Consider the following 15,596-nt stretch of genomic DNA (forward strand, 5'->3'; position numbering starts at 1 on the left):
GATAGTCGGCGGTGAAAATCTTGAATCAGCCCAGGCTGTGCCAGCGCCGGTCGAGATAGACGAGTGCATCGATATCGGCGCTCTCCGTCGCACAGGCCACGTTTCCCTCCAGCAGAGTGGCGGTGACGAGCGTTGCGCCCTCGACGGGCGTCGTGCCTGTCAATCGGGCGCGGAACCAGGTTTCGACGCTGCGGTAGCGCGGCTCCCCGGTGGGCAGGCGCTCCCAGTCGATCCCGGAGCCGAAGCGGTCGGCGCCGCTGCTGGCGCAGAGGCGGGCCAGTTCCTGATCGGCATAGCGCAGGAAGTGAACGACGATCGTCTCCGCTTTCACGATCGCCTCCGAGGCGCGCGACGAAGAGGACAGCGAAAAGGCGACCACCGGCGGCGCGGCGCAGACCGAAATCAGCGAACTGACGGTCAGCGCGACGGGTCCGTTCTCCGTGTCGGCGGTAATGATCGCCACGCCCGCCGGGTGGCGGCGGAAAGCGTCGCGGAAGGCGTTTGTCATCGGACGTGTCTGGGTCATCGTGGACATTCCTGATCCTGCGTTTCCTGATCCTGCATCGGCCCGTAGCCCTCTCCGAGGATGCCGGCAGGGGCCTGATGGCGGCCGGCGACGAAATCCGCCAGATCCCGGCGAACCTCGGCGCTCAGCCGTTCGAAATCGTCTGCGCGCCAGCCGTGGAGCATCGGCGCGTCATGCCAGTCGCCGGCGTTGCCGAACTGGAACGGCAGATCGAGGCAATGCGCCGCACCCAGCTCCGGCAGACCCGCCAGCGCCGCAAATGCGCGCGATGTCACTGTGCAGCCCCGTTTTCGGGCCGATGCGGCAATGTCTTGCGCGAACCGGCCGAACGTCTGCCACGACGCGAGCGCGATGGTTTCGGTCCGATCCGCCGGCCAAGTGGCGGGAGAGGGCGGACAGGCCGGCTGTGCCGGGGTCTGAAGGCTGCGCGGGGCGCGAAGGGTGGCGGTTGCCTCGGCCGAGCCGGAGGGGTGGGGTGGCAGGAAAACCGACATTTCGTGCCACGTGATCCGCACATGGAGTGCGCGGACATGCAGCGGTCTGTCCGCACCGGCATCCTCCGTGGGCCAGACGGGCAGATACATCGGCGGGATCGCTCCCGGATTTTGCGGCGTCCGCGCCAGAACCTCTCCACCGGCCCGCAGCAGCGCTTCTGAAGCCGTCTCGTCCGCCCGCCCCGGAAAGGTGGCCTCGGCCACCTTTCCGGTAAAGGCGTGACGGTATGCGGGAGTCCACGGCGTGATCTGCGGGATGCTCAACAGCGCGGCCTGCCGGAACAGCCCCCGCGCCGCCGGCAGGCCGGCCAGCGCCCACGCATACCAGGCGCCGGCCGACTGGCCGGCAAGGGTTACCCTGTCCGGATCGCCGCCGAAGTCCCGGATACATCGCTGCACCCATTCCAGTGCGGCGAGCAGATCGCCGATCGGGCGATGGCCGTCGCCCGGCCCCTTGTCCTCAAGATGCCCCGCCGGACCAAGGCGATAATTCAGGGTGACGACGACCATCCCGCCGGCCGCCAGCCGTTCGCCGCGATACCAGCGCGCCGCGCCGCCGCCGCTGACCCAGGCGCCGCCGTGGAGGAACACCAGCACGGGCAGGCCGTCTGCCCCTTCCGGAGTCCAGACATTGAGATAGAACGCCTCATCACGCTGCGGGTTCTCGCGGATGCCCGGCCCCATCACCCGCTCCAGCCGGCTGGGCAACTGCGGAAAGACCGGCACGCCGGTCAGTTCCGCCGTTTCGAACTGGCCTTCCGCGGGCGTGACCGGGGAACGGGGATTGCCGGGTTGCGACAACCGCCCATATCTGAGGCCGTAATAGCACTCGGCGCCGTTTCGCAGCACACCCAGGGCAGTTCCGCGCCGAAGGCTGTGTCGGCCGTCATTCTCCGCAAGGTTCGGCATCGGCCGCTCCTGAAGCAGTTTCAGCAAAAGTGGACGCCGCTCTCGCGCCCGGAGTTGCATCGCAAAAATGGTCTAGACCAGCGGTGTCGGCGGAGCCACGCCAAGGATCGCCGCGCCGCCGATCTCGTAGCAGAGCGGGCTCGCGGCGATGGCATGGCGCACGCCCGTGTTCACGTCGCGCCACAGGCGGCCAAGGGGGTTGGCCTCGGCGAAAAGCGCGGTGCCGTGCAGCCAGGCGATGTCGTTCATCGCATCGGCGAGATTGTGAGTGGCATGGGCACAGCAATTGCGGATCATGGCCCGGTCCTGAAGCGACAGCGGTGTCGTTCCCTGCGCGGCGGCGTCGATGGTGTCGGCGGCGCGCTGCAGGAACATCTCCGCGGTGTCGATTTTCGCCCCTGCCGCGCCAATGCCCTGAACGAACGCGCCGGAGGTGTTCTGCGGCTGGTACTTCGAATAGGTCACAGGCCGTCTCGACGATGCCTGCGCCGTCAGTTCGAGCGCTGCTCTCGCCGCGCCGAGCGGACCCGAGATGATGACCGTCGGAAACATCGAGACCGGCGCGAGCCTCTGCAGGAAATGCGAATCCGCCGCCGCCTCGAAGCCCGGGCCGAGCAGGGTCTCTGCCCGCACCACCTGATCCGCCGGGACCCATTGATCCCGGGCGACGAAATTGTTGCTGCCGGTGCCGCGCATCCCGATCGTGAACCACGTATCCTTGATATCGTACTGATCCCTGTGCAGCAGCACGTAGCCGGGCTCCTGCGGCGCATCCGGGCTCTCGCGGATCTGGACGACGCCGATGGCCCATTCCGAATTCAGGATGTTGGAGCCGAACGGCCACTCGCCCGTGACGCGATAGCCGTCGCGGTCGCGCACCGCGGTATTGCTCGATCCGACGATGACCGAGGCCATGCGCACCGGCCTGCCGTCGCAGAAAACCCGGTCGCGCGACGATTGCGGAAAACGCAGCGTCAGAAGCGACGAGACACTGGAGATGACCGCAATCCAGGCCGCGTTGGTGCAGTATTGGCCGATGGCGCTCGCTACGTCGAGCAGCATCCGCGCGCCGCCTTCCTGCCCGCCGTTTTGCGCCAGCGTATTGATGCCGAAGACTCCCGTCGTCTCAAGTGCCGCGAGCGAGGCATCGGGAACGCGCCGCTCCCGGTCGGCCTGCGCCGCGTTTTCGTGCAGGATGGGGCCGATCTCGTGCACGCGGGCAATGATCTGGCTTGTCTGTTCGTTCTTGTAAGCGCTCGACATCCTGTTCCCCTCAGAAACCGAAGGCCTTGTTGACGGCGGCAAGATCCATGACCTCGCGCACCTCGACAACCTTGCCCCCACGCACCGTCATCACGTCGACGATCTCAAGTTTCACCGTATTGCCGTTCCGCAACGTGGCGGATTCCTCCAGTTGCAGGATGCCGACGCCCTTTTCCTCGTCGGCATAGAGCCCCTTCAACTGCATATCGAGTGTGCCCGGCCAGAAGGCCTGCGCCAGCCCGTCGAGCAATTCGCCGAAGAATCCGTCCCAGCCCCGATATGTTTTCGCGATCGGGCTGGTTCCTCCCACCACGGTCCAGATCAGATCTTCCGAGACGATTTGCTTCAGCGCGGCGTGGTCACCGGCACTGTGACCTTTCCAGAAGGCCTCGACCGTCTCCCTCACGCTCATCATACGCTCTCCTCATCGATTTTTATTTCCGCAAGGCATGCGGGGGCGGTACCCGGCCATGAGGCCGGACCCGTATCAATGTGTTGTTCTTTTTGGAAGCGGTCGCGGTGCCCTCGCGGGGCGTCCTGCCCGAACGTGGCTCAGACGAACTGGATTTCGTGCTCGGCACCCAGCCGGACGACCTCGGCTGGATCGCTCAATCCGCTAATCGCGATCATGTAGTCATACATCCGGCCGGTCGGGGAAACGACGACCAGCGCCCGTGCCAGCGCGTCCGAGCGGTTGTAGAGCGCGTGCGCGATACCCATCGGCAGGGAGACTGTGTCCCCGGCGCCGGCGTTGATGGTGCGGCCCTCCAGCTCGAATTCCATCACACCTTCGAGAATATGGAGGATCTCGTCCTGCGTCTCGTGGACATGTGTCGGCACGAAGCTGCCCGGCCCGAATTCCGCATGCATGAGCAGCGACGACGGCGTCAGATGCAGGGGCCGGTAGGGTTGGCCCAGAATGGTCCACTTCTGGCCCTTGAAGCTGTCGTCGCCGGCAACGATGCCTTTGCTGAAATCCATGATATTGCTCCCGTTTTCGATAGAAAGCCCCGATCGGGTGCCAACTGTGGCGTGAAACGCACGGCTGCGCCGGCGTCGCGCATTGCCCGAGGCAATTCCCCGATATTTCAAGCTGAAACCTTTATCCCCTTGACGAACGTCTCGTGCGGACGTTTTTATATGGTTTAAGCTGAAACTATATGCTCCCGGTCGTCTATCCGCTCGCTGCAGGGAATGTACGAATTATGCGGGAAAACACCTCAACAACCCACGGCACGCATGCAACGCCGATCGCCCGCCATCTCCTTTTCCAAACCACGGATATCGACGAGGCGCGTGAGAGGGTGGGCAGTGTGTTCTGCTGCCATAATATCGATTACGCCGGCCGAAGGCGGCAGCTTTCATGCAGGCAGAATTTCGTTTCCATGGGCCGGCTGGCGCTGAGCTACATCACCTATGGCGAAGACGTGGAGATCGATGCCGGGGAGCCGGGAGGCTGGTTCATGGTGCATTCCATCGACCGCAGCTCCTGCGAAATGCGGGTGGGCGGGCGGGATCTCGTTGCGGCACCCGGCATGGATGTCATCAGTTCCGCGACGCTGGGGCTGAAGATGAAATGGGCGGCCGCCTCCGCCCAGCTCGTCCTCAAGGTCGAGCGCCCGGCGCTGGAACAGCATCTGGCGTCGCTGCTGAACGACAGCGCGAGGTATCCAATCGAGTTCCTGCCCGATCCGGCGACCGGCGCCGGACGGGATCCCGGCTACCGGCGGCTGCTCGACTTCATCACCGCGGAAGCCGAGCAGGACGATACCTTCTTCCGGTCGCAGCGGGGCGGGCGGCATCTGGAAGAAACGATCATGACCATGCTGCTGACCGGGTTTCCGAACAACTACTCGGCTGCGCTGGCGGCGCCGGTCAGCCCGGCCGCGCCGCGGCACGTCCGTCTGGCCGAGGACTTCATGGCCGCGCATATGGGGGATGCGATTTCCGTGGGTGACGTCGCCGCCGCCGCCGGCGTGAGCATCCGCACGCTGTTCGAGGGGTTCCGGCATTTCCGCGGTACGACGCCCATGGCGGCGCTGCGGGCCATGCGGCTGGAAGCGGTGCGGGGCGAGCTGCTGGTTGCGGCGGGCAGGGCCACGTCCGTCACCGACATCGCCCTGAAATGGGGGTTCATCAACCTCGGCCGGTTCGCCGAAGCCTATCGGAAACGCTACGGCGAACTGCCGTCGCAGACTCTGCGGCGCGTCTCCTAAAGCGAATTCTGATCGATCAGATGGAATAGAACAGTTTGCATTTTTCCTGTGACGCCGGACGCAGTCGACACGGATTGCACTGTCGAGGATCGGCAGCGCAACAGGTGGCCAAAATCACCGGCCAGCCGATCCCGCGAGGTTTCGTCAGGAGTTCTGATGCGCCCGCGGATCGCCGCCGCCCGCTACTCCCTCGCCGGTTGTCTGAAGAACTCGCGCGGTTCCCCCGCCAGCGAGAGCAGCCAGTCGACGAAATGCCGCGTCGGCGTGGCGACCGACTTGACGGTGGGCCAGACCAGATAGAAGGAGGAACCAGTCTTGACGGGCGTCATGAACGGGCGCACGAGGCGGCCGGAGTCCAGTTCGTCCTGCAGGATGTCGATCTGGCCGATGGCGAGGCCAAGGCCATCCCGCGCCGCGCCATAGGCGAGGAGCGAGCTTTCGAAGATCATTCCGGGCTCGTCTGGCAGGCGCTGATCCGCCGCGTGCGCCCACAGATCCCATTCGCGGCGGCGGTACTTGGCATGCAGCAGCGCCGCGTGCGCCAGATCCGCTCCGGACCGGAACCCGTTGAACCGCTCGGCATAGGCAGGGCTGCAGACGACGTCGATCGTCTCGTCGAACAGCTTGCGGCAGCGCGCGTCGCCCCACTCCCCCTGACCGAGCTGGAACGCCAGATCCAGATGAGTGCCGCGGAAATCCAGCGGCTGCACGGTCGTGTCCAGGCGCACGGAATGGCCGGGATAGGCGTCGTAGAAGCGGCTCAGCCGTGGCGAGAGCCAATAGTGCACCAGCGTCGGATAGATGCGCAGGTGCACGACCATCTCGCGCTCGTTGCGCAGCACGCGATGGGTGGCCATTTCCAGATCGTGGAACAGGCCGATGATCTCCCGGCTGAAGGATTTCCCGACCTCCGTCAGCTTCACAGACCGGGCCCGGCGCTCGAAAAGCTGCACGCCGAGATAGCCTTCGAGAATGGCGATCTGGCGGCTGATCGCCACCTGGCTGATGCCCATGTGGTTCGCCGCCGCCGTAAAGGTATGATACTGCGCCGCGATCGCAAAGGCCCTCAGCGGGTTCAGCGGCAGGTTGCGGTACTGTTCTGCCATAACTTTTGGTTTCCCATGCTAGACCACAAGCATCGTTATCGCCGCAGCCCAGTTCGGTCAAACTGAGTTTGATCGGTGCGGAAGGGGCTGAGGAAACAGATGGATTTCAAACTTACCGAAGGGCAGCAGATTTTTTTCGATTCTGTCCGCAAGTTCGCCTTGTCCGAGCTGGCCGAAGGGGCATCGCAGCGTGCGCAGGCCAGGGAATATCCGTGGGACGTGGCGCAGAGATGCGCGGACATGGGGCTGCTGGGGATCGCCTTTCCCGAGGCCGATGGCGGAGCCGGCGGCTCGCTGGTCGACTCCGTGCTGGCCATTCGCGCCGTGGCCGAGGTCTGCCCGAAATCGGGTGACGTGATTCAGGCCTGCAATTTCGGCCCCATCCGTACCTTCGTGGAATATGCGACGCCGGAACAGAAGAGGCGCTTCCTGCCGGCGCTTCTTTCCGGCAAGGCGCTGATCTCGCTGGGCATGTCGGAGCCGGAAGCCGGTTCGGCGGTCACCGAGCTGACCACCTCGCTGACACCGGACGGCGACGGCTGGCGTCTGAACGGATCGAAGATTTTCGGCACCAACAGCGTCGAGGCCGGCGTCTATCTTGTCTATGCCCGTTTTGGGCCGGGCACGCACGGCATCGGCTCGGTTCTGGTCGAGCGCGGTATGGAAGGCTTCATCATCGGCAACCCGTCGGAGTTCATGAACGGGGAATCCTGGTCGCCTCTGTTCTTTGACAACGTGTTCATTCCGAAGGAAAATATCCTGCTGGGCGAGGGCGGCTTCAAGAAACAGATATCGGGCTTCAATGTCGAGCGGCTGGGCAATTCTGCGCGGGCGGTGGCGGTCGGGCGCCACGCCTTCAATCTGGCGCGCGACCATGCGCTGGTGCGCAAGCAGTTCGGCCGGCCGCTGGCGGAGTTCCAGGGGCTGCAATGGAAATTCGCGGATATGGAGCTGAAGCTGTCTGCGGCGGAGTTGCTGTTGATGCGCGCGGCCGTCAACGCAGCCGATGCGCCGGACGGCCTGCCCTCGGCGCAGGACACCGCGCTGGCCAAGCTGGCGTGCAACGAGGCCGGGTTCTTCGCCGCGAACGAGGCCGTGCAGATCATGGGCGGGCTTGGCTTCTCCGGGGAAAGCACCGCGCAATATTGCCTGCGCCGCACGCGGGGCTGGATGATCGCGGGCGGTTCGCTGGAAATTCTGCGCAACCGCATCGCCGAGGGCATCTTCGATCGCCGCTTCGATCAGCGCGGAGGCCGCAAGTGATACGCCACGACGATGCGAGCCTGCTGAAGGCGCTGATCGCGCCCGAAAGCGTGGCGTTGGTGGGGGTTTCCGGCTCGTCGGGCAAGCTGACGGCGCGCCCGCTGGAGCTTCTGCAGGCGAACGGCTGGCAGGGACGGGTCTATCCGGTCAACCCGACCCGGGACGAGATCGGCGGGCTCAAGGCGTACAAGTCCGTCCGGGAGCTTCCGGAAGGCGTCGATCACGCCTACATCCTGCTGAACGCCGATCCGGCGCTTGAGGCGCTGGAGGATTGCGCCCGCACCGGGGTGAAGGTGGTCTCGATCCTGGCCGACGGCTTTGCCGAGGCGGGAGAGGAGGGCCGCCTGCGCCAGGAGCGGCTGGTGCGCATCGCCGAGGAGGCCGGCATCCTGTTGATCGGGCCGAATTCCACCGGCGTTGTCGCCACGACACCGGGCTTCGTCTGCACCACCAACGCAGCCTTCCGCGCCGGGGGTATCACGAAGGGAAGGCTGGCCGTGCTGTCGCAAAGCGGCAGCGTGATCGGCACTATGCTCTCGCGCGGCAAGGCGCAGGACACGGGCTTTTCGGTCCTCGTATCGACCGGGAACGAGGCCACCGCCGGAGTGGGCCGGCTGGGGCAGTTGCTGCTGGACGATCCGGGCACCGACGGCTTCATCCTGTTTCTGGAGACGATCCGCGATCGCGAGGCGGTGGCGGCCTTCGCGCGCGGCGCGCGGGCGCGTGGCAAGCCCGTCGTGGCCTACATGATCGGCCGCAGCGAGGAGGGGCAGGCGCTGTCTGTGTCGCATACCGGCGCGCTGACCGGCTCGGCCCGGTCGGTGTCGGCCTTCCTCGCCTCGGTCGGGGTTCGCGAGGTCGAGGCGTTCGAATCGCTGATCCCGGTGGCGCGCACCCTGTCGCGGCTCGTGCCGGTGCCGAGCCGCCCGAGGTCGGTGACGGTGGTGTCCACGACCGGCGGCGGAGGCGCGATGGTGATCGACCAGCTTGCCCTGCGCGGCGTGCCCATCGCCGGCCTCTCGGATGCCTCGCGCGCGAAACTGACGGCGCAGGGCATTCCGCTCGGCCACGGCAAGCTGGTGGATGTGACGCTCGCCGGCACGCGCTATGACCGAATGAAGGAGGTCGTCAGCACGCTGATGGCGGACCCGGAAACCGGCATGCTGCTGGTGGTCATCGGCTCCTCCGCACAGTTCAATCCCGAGCTTGCCGTGGCGCCCATCGTCGATGCCCGTGCCGATGCGCCGGCAGGCGCGGCTCCGGTGCTGGCGTTTCCGCTCCCTCACGCGCCGGAAAGCCTGACGATGCTGGAGGCAGGCGGCGTGCCCGCGTTTCGCACCGTGGAAACCTGTGCCGAGGCGATCGCGGCGCTGTTCGCCCCGGTCCCCGACGTCGAGCCCGTGGCGGCGGCGCTCCCCGCCGAGGCCGAGGCGCTGATCGCCGTGCTCGTCCCCGGCACGCAGGACGAGACAACCTCGGCCCGGGTGATGCGGGCGCTGGGTGTGCCCGGCCCGCTGTCGGTGGTGCTGGCCCCGCACGCCGAACTGCCGGCCGATCTGGGCATTCCATATCCGGTGGTGGCGAAACTGGTTTCGGCCGATTTGCCGCACAAGACCGAGGCCGGCGCGATCCGCGTCGGGGTGACGGACCGCGCGGCTCTGATGCGGGCGATTGCCGACATGAAGGCCTCGGCGGAGGCGCACCGTCCCGGCTTCCGGCTTGAGGGCATCCTGATTCAGGAGATGTGCCAGGGCCTTGGCGAGGCTCTGATCGGCCTGACGCGCGATCCGGTGGCCGGCCCGATGGTGACGGTCGCCATGGGCGGCGTGATGACCGAAATCTACCGCGACAGCGCCGTGCATCCCGCGCCCGTCGACATCAACGCAGCCCGCGCGATGATCGCCCAGGTCAAGGGGTTCGCGCTGCTGTCGGGCTATCGCAACCGGCCGAAGGGCGATCTTGAAGCCCTCGCCCACGCGGTCGCTGCCGTATCCGCACTCGCCGGCGCCGCAAGGATTCAGGAGGCCGAGATCAATCCGATCCTCGTGCGTCCCGAGGGGGAAGGCGTCGTGATGCTCGATGCGCTCCTGTCCGTAGTCACTGACGGCCTTTAGAATCTGTCCTGTTTACGTTGATACATGACAGATTCCAGGTTCCTTATTTTAAGCGAATTCTGATTGGAGCGCGTCTTAGACCAGAACCGCCACCTTGCTCTATCTCTTTGCCCTTTCGTCGGATTTATCCGGGAAACGCCGCTCGTTCCCCGGTCCGGCGCAGGATGCACGGGCTGCGTGAGAAGGGGGAGCCGAGGGGTACGGCGTCGTCAAAAAATAAAACGGGAGGGTAGGTAATGTCCGTCAAGGATGTTCGCGATGTCATCGGCGGCACGCTGCTGATCGCGGTCGGCATCGCAGCCGCGATCGCCGCATCGGGATATGGCATAGGCAACGCCAGAAACATAGGACCGGGCTTCTTTCCAGTCATCCTCGCCGGGCTTCTGGTGCTGACCGGCTGCGGGATCGTCGTTTCCGCCGTGGATTTCAAGGGAGGCGTCTCCCCGGCACCGCCGATCCGGCTGGATGCGTGGCATCTGTGGTGCCTTGTGGTGGTTGCGGGCGGCTTCGTGTTGTTCGGCCTGCTGCTGCCGGTGGCCGGACTCTTCCTGACATGTCTTGTCAGCATCGCTGCGGTCGGGGCCGGGTCGCGGCTGCTGACGCCGGTGGGGGCGCTGGCAACCGCGGTCGTGCTGGCGGCGATCGCGGTGGTCCTGTTCCGCTACCTTCTGGATCTGCAGGTGCAAGCCTGGCCCTGGGGAGGTTGACGGGTCATGTGGGACAATATCATCCTCGGTTTTTCCGCGGCGGGAACGCTGGCCAATCTGGCCTATGCGCTGGCCGGCGCCCTGCTGGGAACGCTGATCGGCGTGCTGCCGGGCCTTGGACCGCTCGCCACCATCGCCATCCTGCTGCCCTTCACCTATGGGCTGGAGCCGCTTTCGGCGCTGATCATGCTGGCCGGCATCTACTACGGCTCGGCCTACGGTGGCTCGACCACCGCCATCCTGATGAGCCTGCCGGGCGAGACCGCCTCCACCGTGACCGTGCTCGACGGCTACCAGATGGCGCGCAAGGGCAGGGCGGGCGTCGCCATCGCCACGGCAGCCATCGGTTCCTTCGTGGCCGGGACGTTCGGCACGCTGCTGATCGCCGCCTTTGCCGCGCCTCTGACGCGAATAGCGATCGACTTCGGCCCGAAGGACTATTTCGCGCTGATGACGCTCGGCCTTGTCGGCGCGGTCTCGCTGGCCTCCGGCACCATGCTGAAATCGGTGGCCATGGTCGTGCTGGGGCTGCTGCTGGGGCTGGCGGGCTCGGATTCCAATACAGGCGCCCTGCGCTTCACCTTCGGCTTGCAGCAGCTCTGGGACGGCGTCGACTTCATCGTGCTGGCGGTGGGCCTGTTCGCTTTCGGTGAAATCTACTCCACCCTCGCGAACCGCGATGAGCCCGATGCAAAAACCAACCCGATCAACCGTCTCTGGCCGGATCGCGAGGATTTCCGCCGCATGTTCGCGCCGATCCTGCGCGGAACCGGGATCGGCTCGCTGCTGGGCGTGCTGCCGGGGGCCGGCATCTCGATGTCCTCCTTCATCGCCTACAGCGTCGAAAAGCGCGTGTCCCGCCATCCGGAAGAATTCGGCCAAGGCGCGATCGAGGGCGTCGCAGGGCCGGAATCCGCGAACAACGCCGCCGCGCAAACCGCGTTCATCCCCACGCTGACGCTGGGTATTCCGGGCAGCCCGGTGATGGCGCTGATCCTTGGCGCGCTCATGATCCACAACATCCAGCCGGGCCCTAACGTCATGTCGTCACGGCCCGAACTGTTCTGGGGGCTGATCGCCTCGATGTGGATCGGCAACCTGATGCTCGTCCTGCTGAACCTGCCGCTGGTCGGTATCTGGGTCAAACTGCTGAGCGTGCCCTATCGGCTGCTGTTCCCCGGCATCGTCATGTTCAGTTGCATCGGCGTCTATGCGTCGGGTTTCTCCTCTTTCGACCTGTATCTGACGGCGGTTTTCGGGGTGCTCGGCGTGGTTCTCAAGCTCCTCGGTTTCGAGCCCGCGCCGCTGGTGCTCGGCTTCGTCCTCGGCCCGATGCTGGAGGAGAACTTCAACCGCGCTCTGGTGCTGTCGGACGGCGACCTGCTGACCTTCGTTGACAGCCCGCTGCCGCTGGCGATGCTGGGCCTCGCGGTCTTTCTGGTCGTGCTGATGGTCATGCCCAAACTGCGGGCGAAGCGCGCGGTCATGTTCGCCGACGAATGACGGATCGGCTGTCGACAGGTTCCGGGCGCGGCAGCTTGTGGCCGCGCCCGTTTTTCTTTTCCGGCGAGGGAGCGAGAAATGAAGATGCACAGCAGCATCCGTTATTCCGGCGCGGATAGGCCCTGGCTTTTGCTGGTGCACGGCATGCTGACGAATGCGCGCCACTGGCTGCCCAACCGCGGGGGCCTCGGCCGGCATTTCAACCTTGTGCAGGTCGATCTGCCCGGCCACGGGAACAGCCCGCCGCCAGCGGAGGTGAACAGCCTGACGGCGGACAGCCTGATCGGCGGGCTCGACCGCATCCGCACGGAGCTGGGCATCGGCCGCTGGTATGTCTGCGGGCAAAGCTTCGGCGCGGGGCTGACGCTCAACTACGCGCGGCGCTATCCGGACCGGGTGGTGGCGCAGGCCTTCACCAACGCCCGGGTCGTGCTGCGGGAGAACGACAGCCCGCAGGAGCGCGCGTCCCGTCTGTCCCGGCTGGAGACGCTGCGGCGGGAAGGCGTGGCGGCCCTGCGGCGCGAGTATTTCCATCCCCGTTTCGCCAGACGCTTCCGACCCGATCTGCGCGACATGCTGTGCGCTGACGCCGAGCGCATCGATATGCCGACCTATACGCGCATCCTCGGCGAGGTGATGCCCTCGCTTTCGCTGCGGCATGTCGTGGATTCCGCGCCGAAAGTGCCGACCCTCCTGGTCAACGGTCGCCACGAACGCGCCTTCCAGCCCTTTCGCGCGGAGCTGGCGGCGATCTGGCCGCGGATGCGGATCGTCGATCTGGACGGAGGCCATTCGATCAATATCGAGAACCCGGAAGGCTTCAACGCCGCATTGATCGATTTCTTCACGGGGCATGCGATATTCGCTGAAGGTCCCAATTTAGCATAACAAAGAGTTAGGCATGGGTGACCGGAGCCAAGTTGAGCGTTTGCCTTAAACGCATTTAACTCTGGAGTCACGAGGAGCGGGCGAAGCCCTGAAGAGGCCGGCGCCCGCCGGGGGGAAACATGAATACGATCGAAAGGTCGCCGCTGCGGCGGTGGCAGGACCATTTACGTGCCGGCGAACTGGCCTATCAGTTCAGCCCGGATGCCGGCAGGGCGGTGTTCTATCCGCGTCTGGCATGCCCCTTCGGCGGCGTCGCGCCTCTTGAATGGCGCATCAGCGGGGGGCTGGGCACCGTCTATTCCATTTCGTGCGTCCATCCGGCGAAGGGCGATCCCTATCCGGTGGCGCTGATCGATCTGGACGAAGGTTTCCGCATGATGTCGACCGTCGAAGGCGCCAGCGGCGATCCGGCCGAGATTGGCCGGCGCGTGCGTGTGACCTTTCGTCCGGCGGAGAGCGTGGACGATCTCCCCCTGCCGGTTTTCGTCTGGGAGGGCGTGCAATGAACGCAGTTCCGAAACGGGGCGGCAGCGCCATCGTCGGCGTCGCCGAGAGCGATCTCGGCGTGGTGGCGGAGGGTACGACACCGCTCGATCTGATGGCGCAGGCCGTGCTGGCCGCGCTCGCTGACTGCGGGCTGGCGCTGCGCGACGTCGACGGCGTTTTCTGTGCCGCGAGCCAGCTCCGGATGCCGACGATCTCCCTGTGCGAATACATGGGCATCCGTCCGCGCTACTTCGATTCCAGCTACATCGGCGGAGCGTCGTTCCAGAGCCTCGCGGCCCATGCGGCGCTGGCGCTTGAGGCGGGGCTGTGCAACGTCGCGGTGATTGCCTATGGCTCGACCCAGCGCAGCGCACGGGGCAAGTTCACGCCGCAGCGCGACATCAACGACTACGACGGGCTGTACAATCCGCGCCTGCCCGTCACCGGCTATGCGTTGGCGGCGGCCCGTCACATGCATCTCTATGGCACCACACGCAGCGACCTCGCCGACATCGCGCTCGCGGCCCGCGGCTGGGCGCAGCTGAACCCGCGCGCCTTCGACCGCCGCCCGCTGACGCGCGAGGACGTGCTGAACGCGCCGATGGTGTCATCGCCTTTGGGCGTCAGGGACTGCTGCCTCGTCACGGACGGCGGCGCGGCGGTGGTCATGGTGCGGGCCGACATGGCACGCGGCCTGCGCAAGGCGCCGGTTTACCTGCTCGGCGCTGGCGAGGCCGAGGAACACCATTCCATCAGCCAGATGGCTGACCTGACCGAGACCGGCGCGGCGCGCTCCGGTGCGCAGGCCTATGCCATGGCGGGGCTGGCGGCGAAGGACATCGATGTGGTGCAGGTCTATGACGCCTTCACGGTCACCACGCTTCTGTTTCTGGAGGATCTGGGCTTCTGTCCCAAGGGAGAGGGCGGGCGCTTCGTGCAGGATGGCGCCATCGCGCCCGGCGGCAGGCTGCCGGTGAATACCTCGGGCGGGGGATTGTCCTACTGCCATCCCGGCATGTTTGGCCTCTTCACCATGGTCGAGGCCGCCCGGCAGCTTCGCGGCGAATGCGGCGACCGTCAGGTCGCCGGTGCCGAAACCGCCATCGCCCACGGCAACGGCGGCGTTCTGGCCGGGCAGGCCACGCTGATCCTCGGCAACTCTTCAACCCTCTGACGGAACGGACAAGCTATGACCGTGAAACTGCTGCAAGACAAAGTCATCCTCGTGACCGGCGCAGGCCGGGGGGTAGGGCGCGAAATCGCCCTGTGCGCCGCCCGCAACGGCGCGAAGGTGGTCGTCAACGACCTCGGCGCCTCGTTGGCCGGCGAGGGGCAGGACGCCAGCCCGGCGCAGGAAGTGGTGGATCTGATCCGCGCCGACGGCGGCGAGGGCGTGATCAACGGCGACAGCGTCGCCACCGCCGAGGGCGCGAAGCGCATGGTCGACGACGCGATCGCGAATTTCGGCCGGATCGATGGCGCCGTCCACAGCGCCGGCATCCTGCGCGACGTGATCTTCCACCGCATGACGCCGGAGGATTTCGAGGCCGTCCTGCGCGTGCACCTCTTCGGCGCCTTCAATGTTTCCCACGCCTGCGCGCCGCATTTCAAGGCGCAGGAAGGCGGCGCCTTCGTACACATGACGTCGACCTCGGGGCTGATCGGCTCCTTCGGGCAGGCCAACTACGCCGCCGCCAAGATGGGCATCGTCGGCCTCAGCCGGGCCATCTCGTTCGACATGGCGAAGTTCAGGGTGCGGTCGAACTGCATCGCGCCCCATGCCTTCAGCCGGATGATCGAGACCATTCCCGGCAAGGACCCCGAGGAGCAGGCGCGCGAGATGGAAAAGCGCCGCACGAGAACCCGTGCCGACCAGATCGCGCCGCTGGCGGCCTTCCTGTGCTCGGACGCGGCTGCGGGGATCACCGGCCAGATCTTCGGCGCGCGCGGCAACGAGGTCTATCTCTACAACCAGCCGCGCCCGATCCGCACCATGCACCGCGACGACGGCTGGACCGTGGAGGCGCTGGCCGAGCGCCTGCCGAATGCCTGGGCTTCCGCCTTCACGCCGGCGGAGCGCACCAGGGACGTCATCGGCTGGGACCCGATCTGAGAAAGGAC

General features: G+C 66.1%; 15 protein-coding genes. 9 read left to right on the forward strand and 6 right to left on the reverse strand.

Annotated elements, in window-relative coordinates; translation table 11 throughout:
- Positions 1–25: 25 nt before the first annotated feature.
- From ACFFJ7_RS00810 to ACFFJ7_RS00830, 5 genes are all read right to left on the reverse strand, one after another.
- Positions 26–526 (reverse strand): flavin reductase family protein, encoded by a 501-nt coding sequence (locus ACFFJ7_RS00810; RefSeq protein WP_166953734.1) that lies wholly within the window; start codon positions 524–526, stop codon positions 26–28.
- Positions 523–1,929 carry a carboxylesterase family protein gene (locus ACFFJ7_RS00815; protein ID WP_377590295.1) on the reverse strand — a complete coding sequence of 469 codons (1,407 nt, stop codon included), beginning with the start codon at positions 1,927–1,929 and terminating at the stop codon, positions 523–525. The genes ACFFJ7_RS00810 and ACFFJ7_RS00815 overlap by 4 nt, the downstream gene beginning before the upstream one ends.
- Before the next feature lie 72 nt (positions 1,930–2,001).
- The gene (locus ACFFJ7_RS00820) at positions 2,002–3,192 is read right to left on the reverse strand and encodes an acyl-CoA dehydrogenase family protein (RefSeq protein ID WP_377590297.1); all 1,191 of its coding nucleotides are present in this window, start codon (positions 3,190–3,192) and stop codon (positions 2,002–2,004) included.
- Between the two features lie 10 nt (positions 3,193–3,202).
- Positions 3,203–3,607, reverse strand: coding sequence for a nuclear transport factor 2 family protein (locus ACFFJ7_RS00825; RefSeq protein WP_377590299.1), 405 nt, complete (start codon positions 3,605–3,607; stop codon positions 3,203–3,205).
- Positions 3,608–3,744: 137 nt separating this feature from the next.
- Positions 3,745–4,173, reverse strand: coding sequence for a cupin domain-containing protein (locus ACFFJ7_RS00830; RefSeq protein WP_377590301.1), 429 nt, complete (start codon positions 4,171–4,173; stop codon positions 3,745–3,747).
- Between the two features lie 224 nt (positions 4,174–4,397).
- Here ACFFJ7_RS00830 and ACFFJ7_RS00835 point away from each other — a divergent pair, with 224 nt between their 5' ends.
- Positions 4,398–5,408: an AraC family transcriptional regulator gene (locus ACFFJ7_RS00835; RefSeq protein ID WP_377590303.1), complete on the forward strand. Its 1,011-nt coding sequence runs from the start codon at positions 4,398–4,400 to the stop codon at positions 5,406–5,408.
- A 182-nt stretch (positions 5,409–5,590) separates the two neighbouring features.
- Here ACFFJ7_RS00835 and ACFFJ7_RS00840 read toward each other — a convergent pair whose 3' ends face one another.
- Positions 5,591–6,514 carry a LysR substrate-binding domain-containing protein gene (locus ACFFJ7_RS00840; RefSeq protein WP_246225343.1) on the reverse strand — a complete coding sequence of 308 codons (924 nt, stop codon included), beginning with the start codon at positions 6,512–6,514 and terminating at the stop codon, positions 5,591–5,593.
- Positions 6,515–6,613: 99 nt separating this feature from the next.
- Between ACFFJ7_RS00840 and ACFFJ7_RS00845 the strand changes: the two genes are divergently transcribed.
- The 8 genes from ACFFJ7_RS00845 to ACFFJ7_RS00880 all read left to right on the forward strand — a co-directional run bounded on the left by ACFFJ7_RS00845 (position 6,614) and on the right by ACFFJ7_RS00880 (position 15,588).
- A complete protein-coding gene (locus ACFFJ7_RS00845) occupies positions 6,614–7,777 on the forward strand; it encodes an acyl-CoA dehydrogenase family protein (protein WP_166953747.1) in 1,164 nt (387 codons plus the stop codon).
- Positions 7,774–9,891: an acetate--CoA ligase family protein gene (locus tag ACFFJ7_RS00850; RefSeq protein WP_377590306.1), complete on the forward strand. Its 2,118-nt coding sequence runs from the start codon at positions 7,774–7,776 to the stop codon at positions 9,889–9,891. Before ACFFJ7_RS00845 ends, ACFFJ7_RS00850 begins: the two co-directional genes overlap by 4 nt.
- 236 nt (positions 9,892–10,127) lie before the next feature.
- On the forward strand, positions 10,128–10,598 hold the full coding sequence (locus ACFFJ7_RS00855) for a tripartite tricarboxylate transporter TctB family protein (protein WP_377590308.1): 471 nt from the start codon (positions 10,128–10,130) through the stop codon (positions 10,596–10,598).
- A gap of 6 nt (positions 10,599–10,604) precedes the next feature.
- Positions 10,605–12,101, forward strand: coding sequence for a tripartite tricarboxylate transporter permease (locus tag ACFFJ7_RS00860; RefSeq protein ID WP_377590310.1), 1,497 nt, complete (start codon positions 10,605–10,607; stop codon positions 12,099–12,101).
- Positions 12,102–12,179: 78 nt separating this feature from the next.
- On the forward strand, positions 12,180–12,989 hold the full coding sequence (locus tag ACFFJ7_RS00865; RefSeq protein WP_377590312.1) for an alpha/beta fold hydrolase: 810 nt from the start codon (positions 12,180–12,182) through the stop codon (positions 12,987–12,989).
- 119 nt (positions 12,990–13,108) lie between these two features.
- The gene (locus tag ACFFJ7_RS00870) at positions 13,109–13,495 is read left to right on the forward strand and encodes a Zn-ribbon domain-containing OB-fold protein (protein WP_377590314.1); all 387 of its coding nucleotides are present in this window, start codon (positions 13,109–13,111) and stop codon (positions 13,493–13,495) included.
- Positions 13,492–14,649, forward strand: a complete 1,158-nt coding sequence (locus ACFFJ7_RS00875; RefSeq protein ID WP_377590316.1) for an acetyl-CoA acetyltransferase — start codon at positions 13,492–13,494, stop codon at positions 14,647–14,649. The genes ACFFJ7_RS00870 and ACFFJ7_RS00875 overlap by 4 nt, the downstream gene beginning before the upstream one ends.
- Positions 14,650–14,664: 15 nt before the next feature.
- Complete coding sequence (locus tag ACFFJ7_RS00880) at positions 14,665–15,588, forward strand: SDR family oxidoreductase (RefSeq protein ID WP_166953762.1); 924 nt, start codon at positions 14,665–14,667, stop codon at positions 15,586–15,588.
- Positions 15,589–15,596 lie beyond the last annotated feature (8 nt).

The organism is Pseudochelatococcus lubricantis, assembly GCF_042432495.1.
Classification (GTDB): domain Bacteria; phylum Pseudomonadota; class Alphaproteobacteria; order Rhizobiales; family Beijerinckiaceae; genus Pseudochelatococcus; species Pseudochelatococcus lubricantis.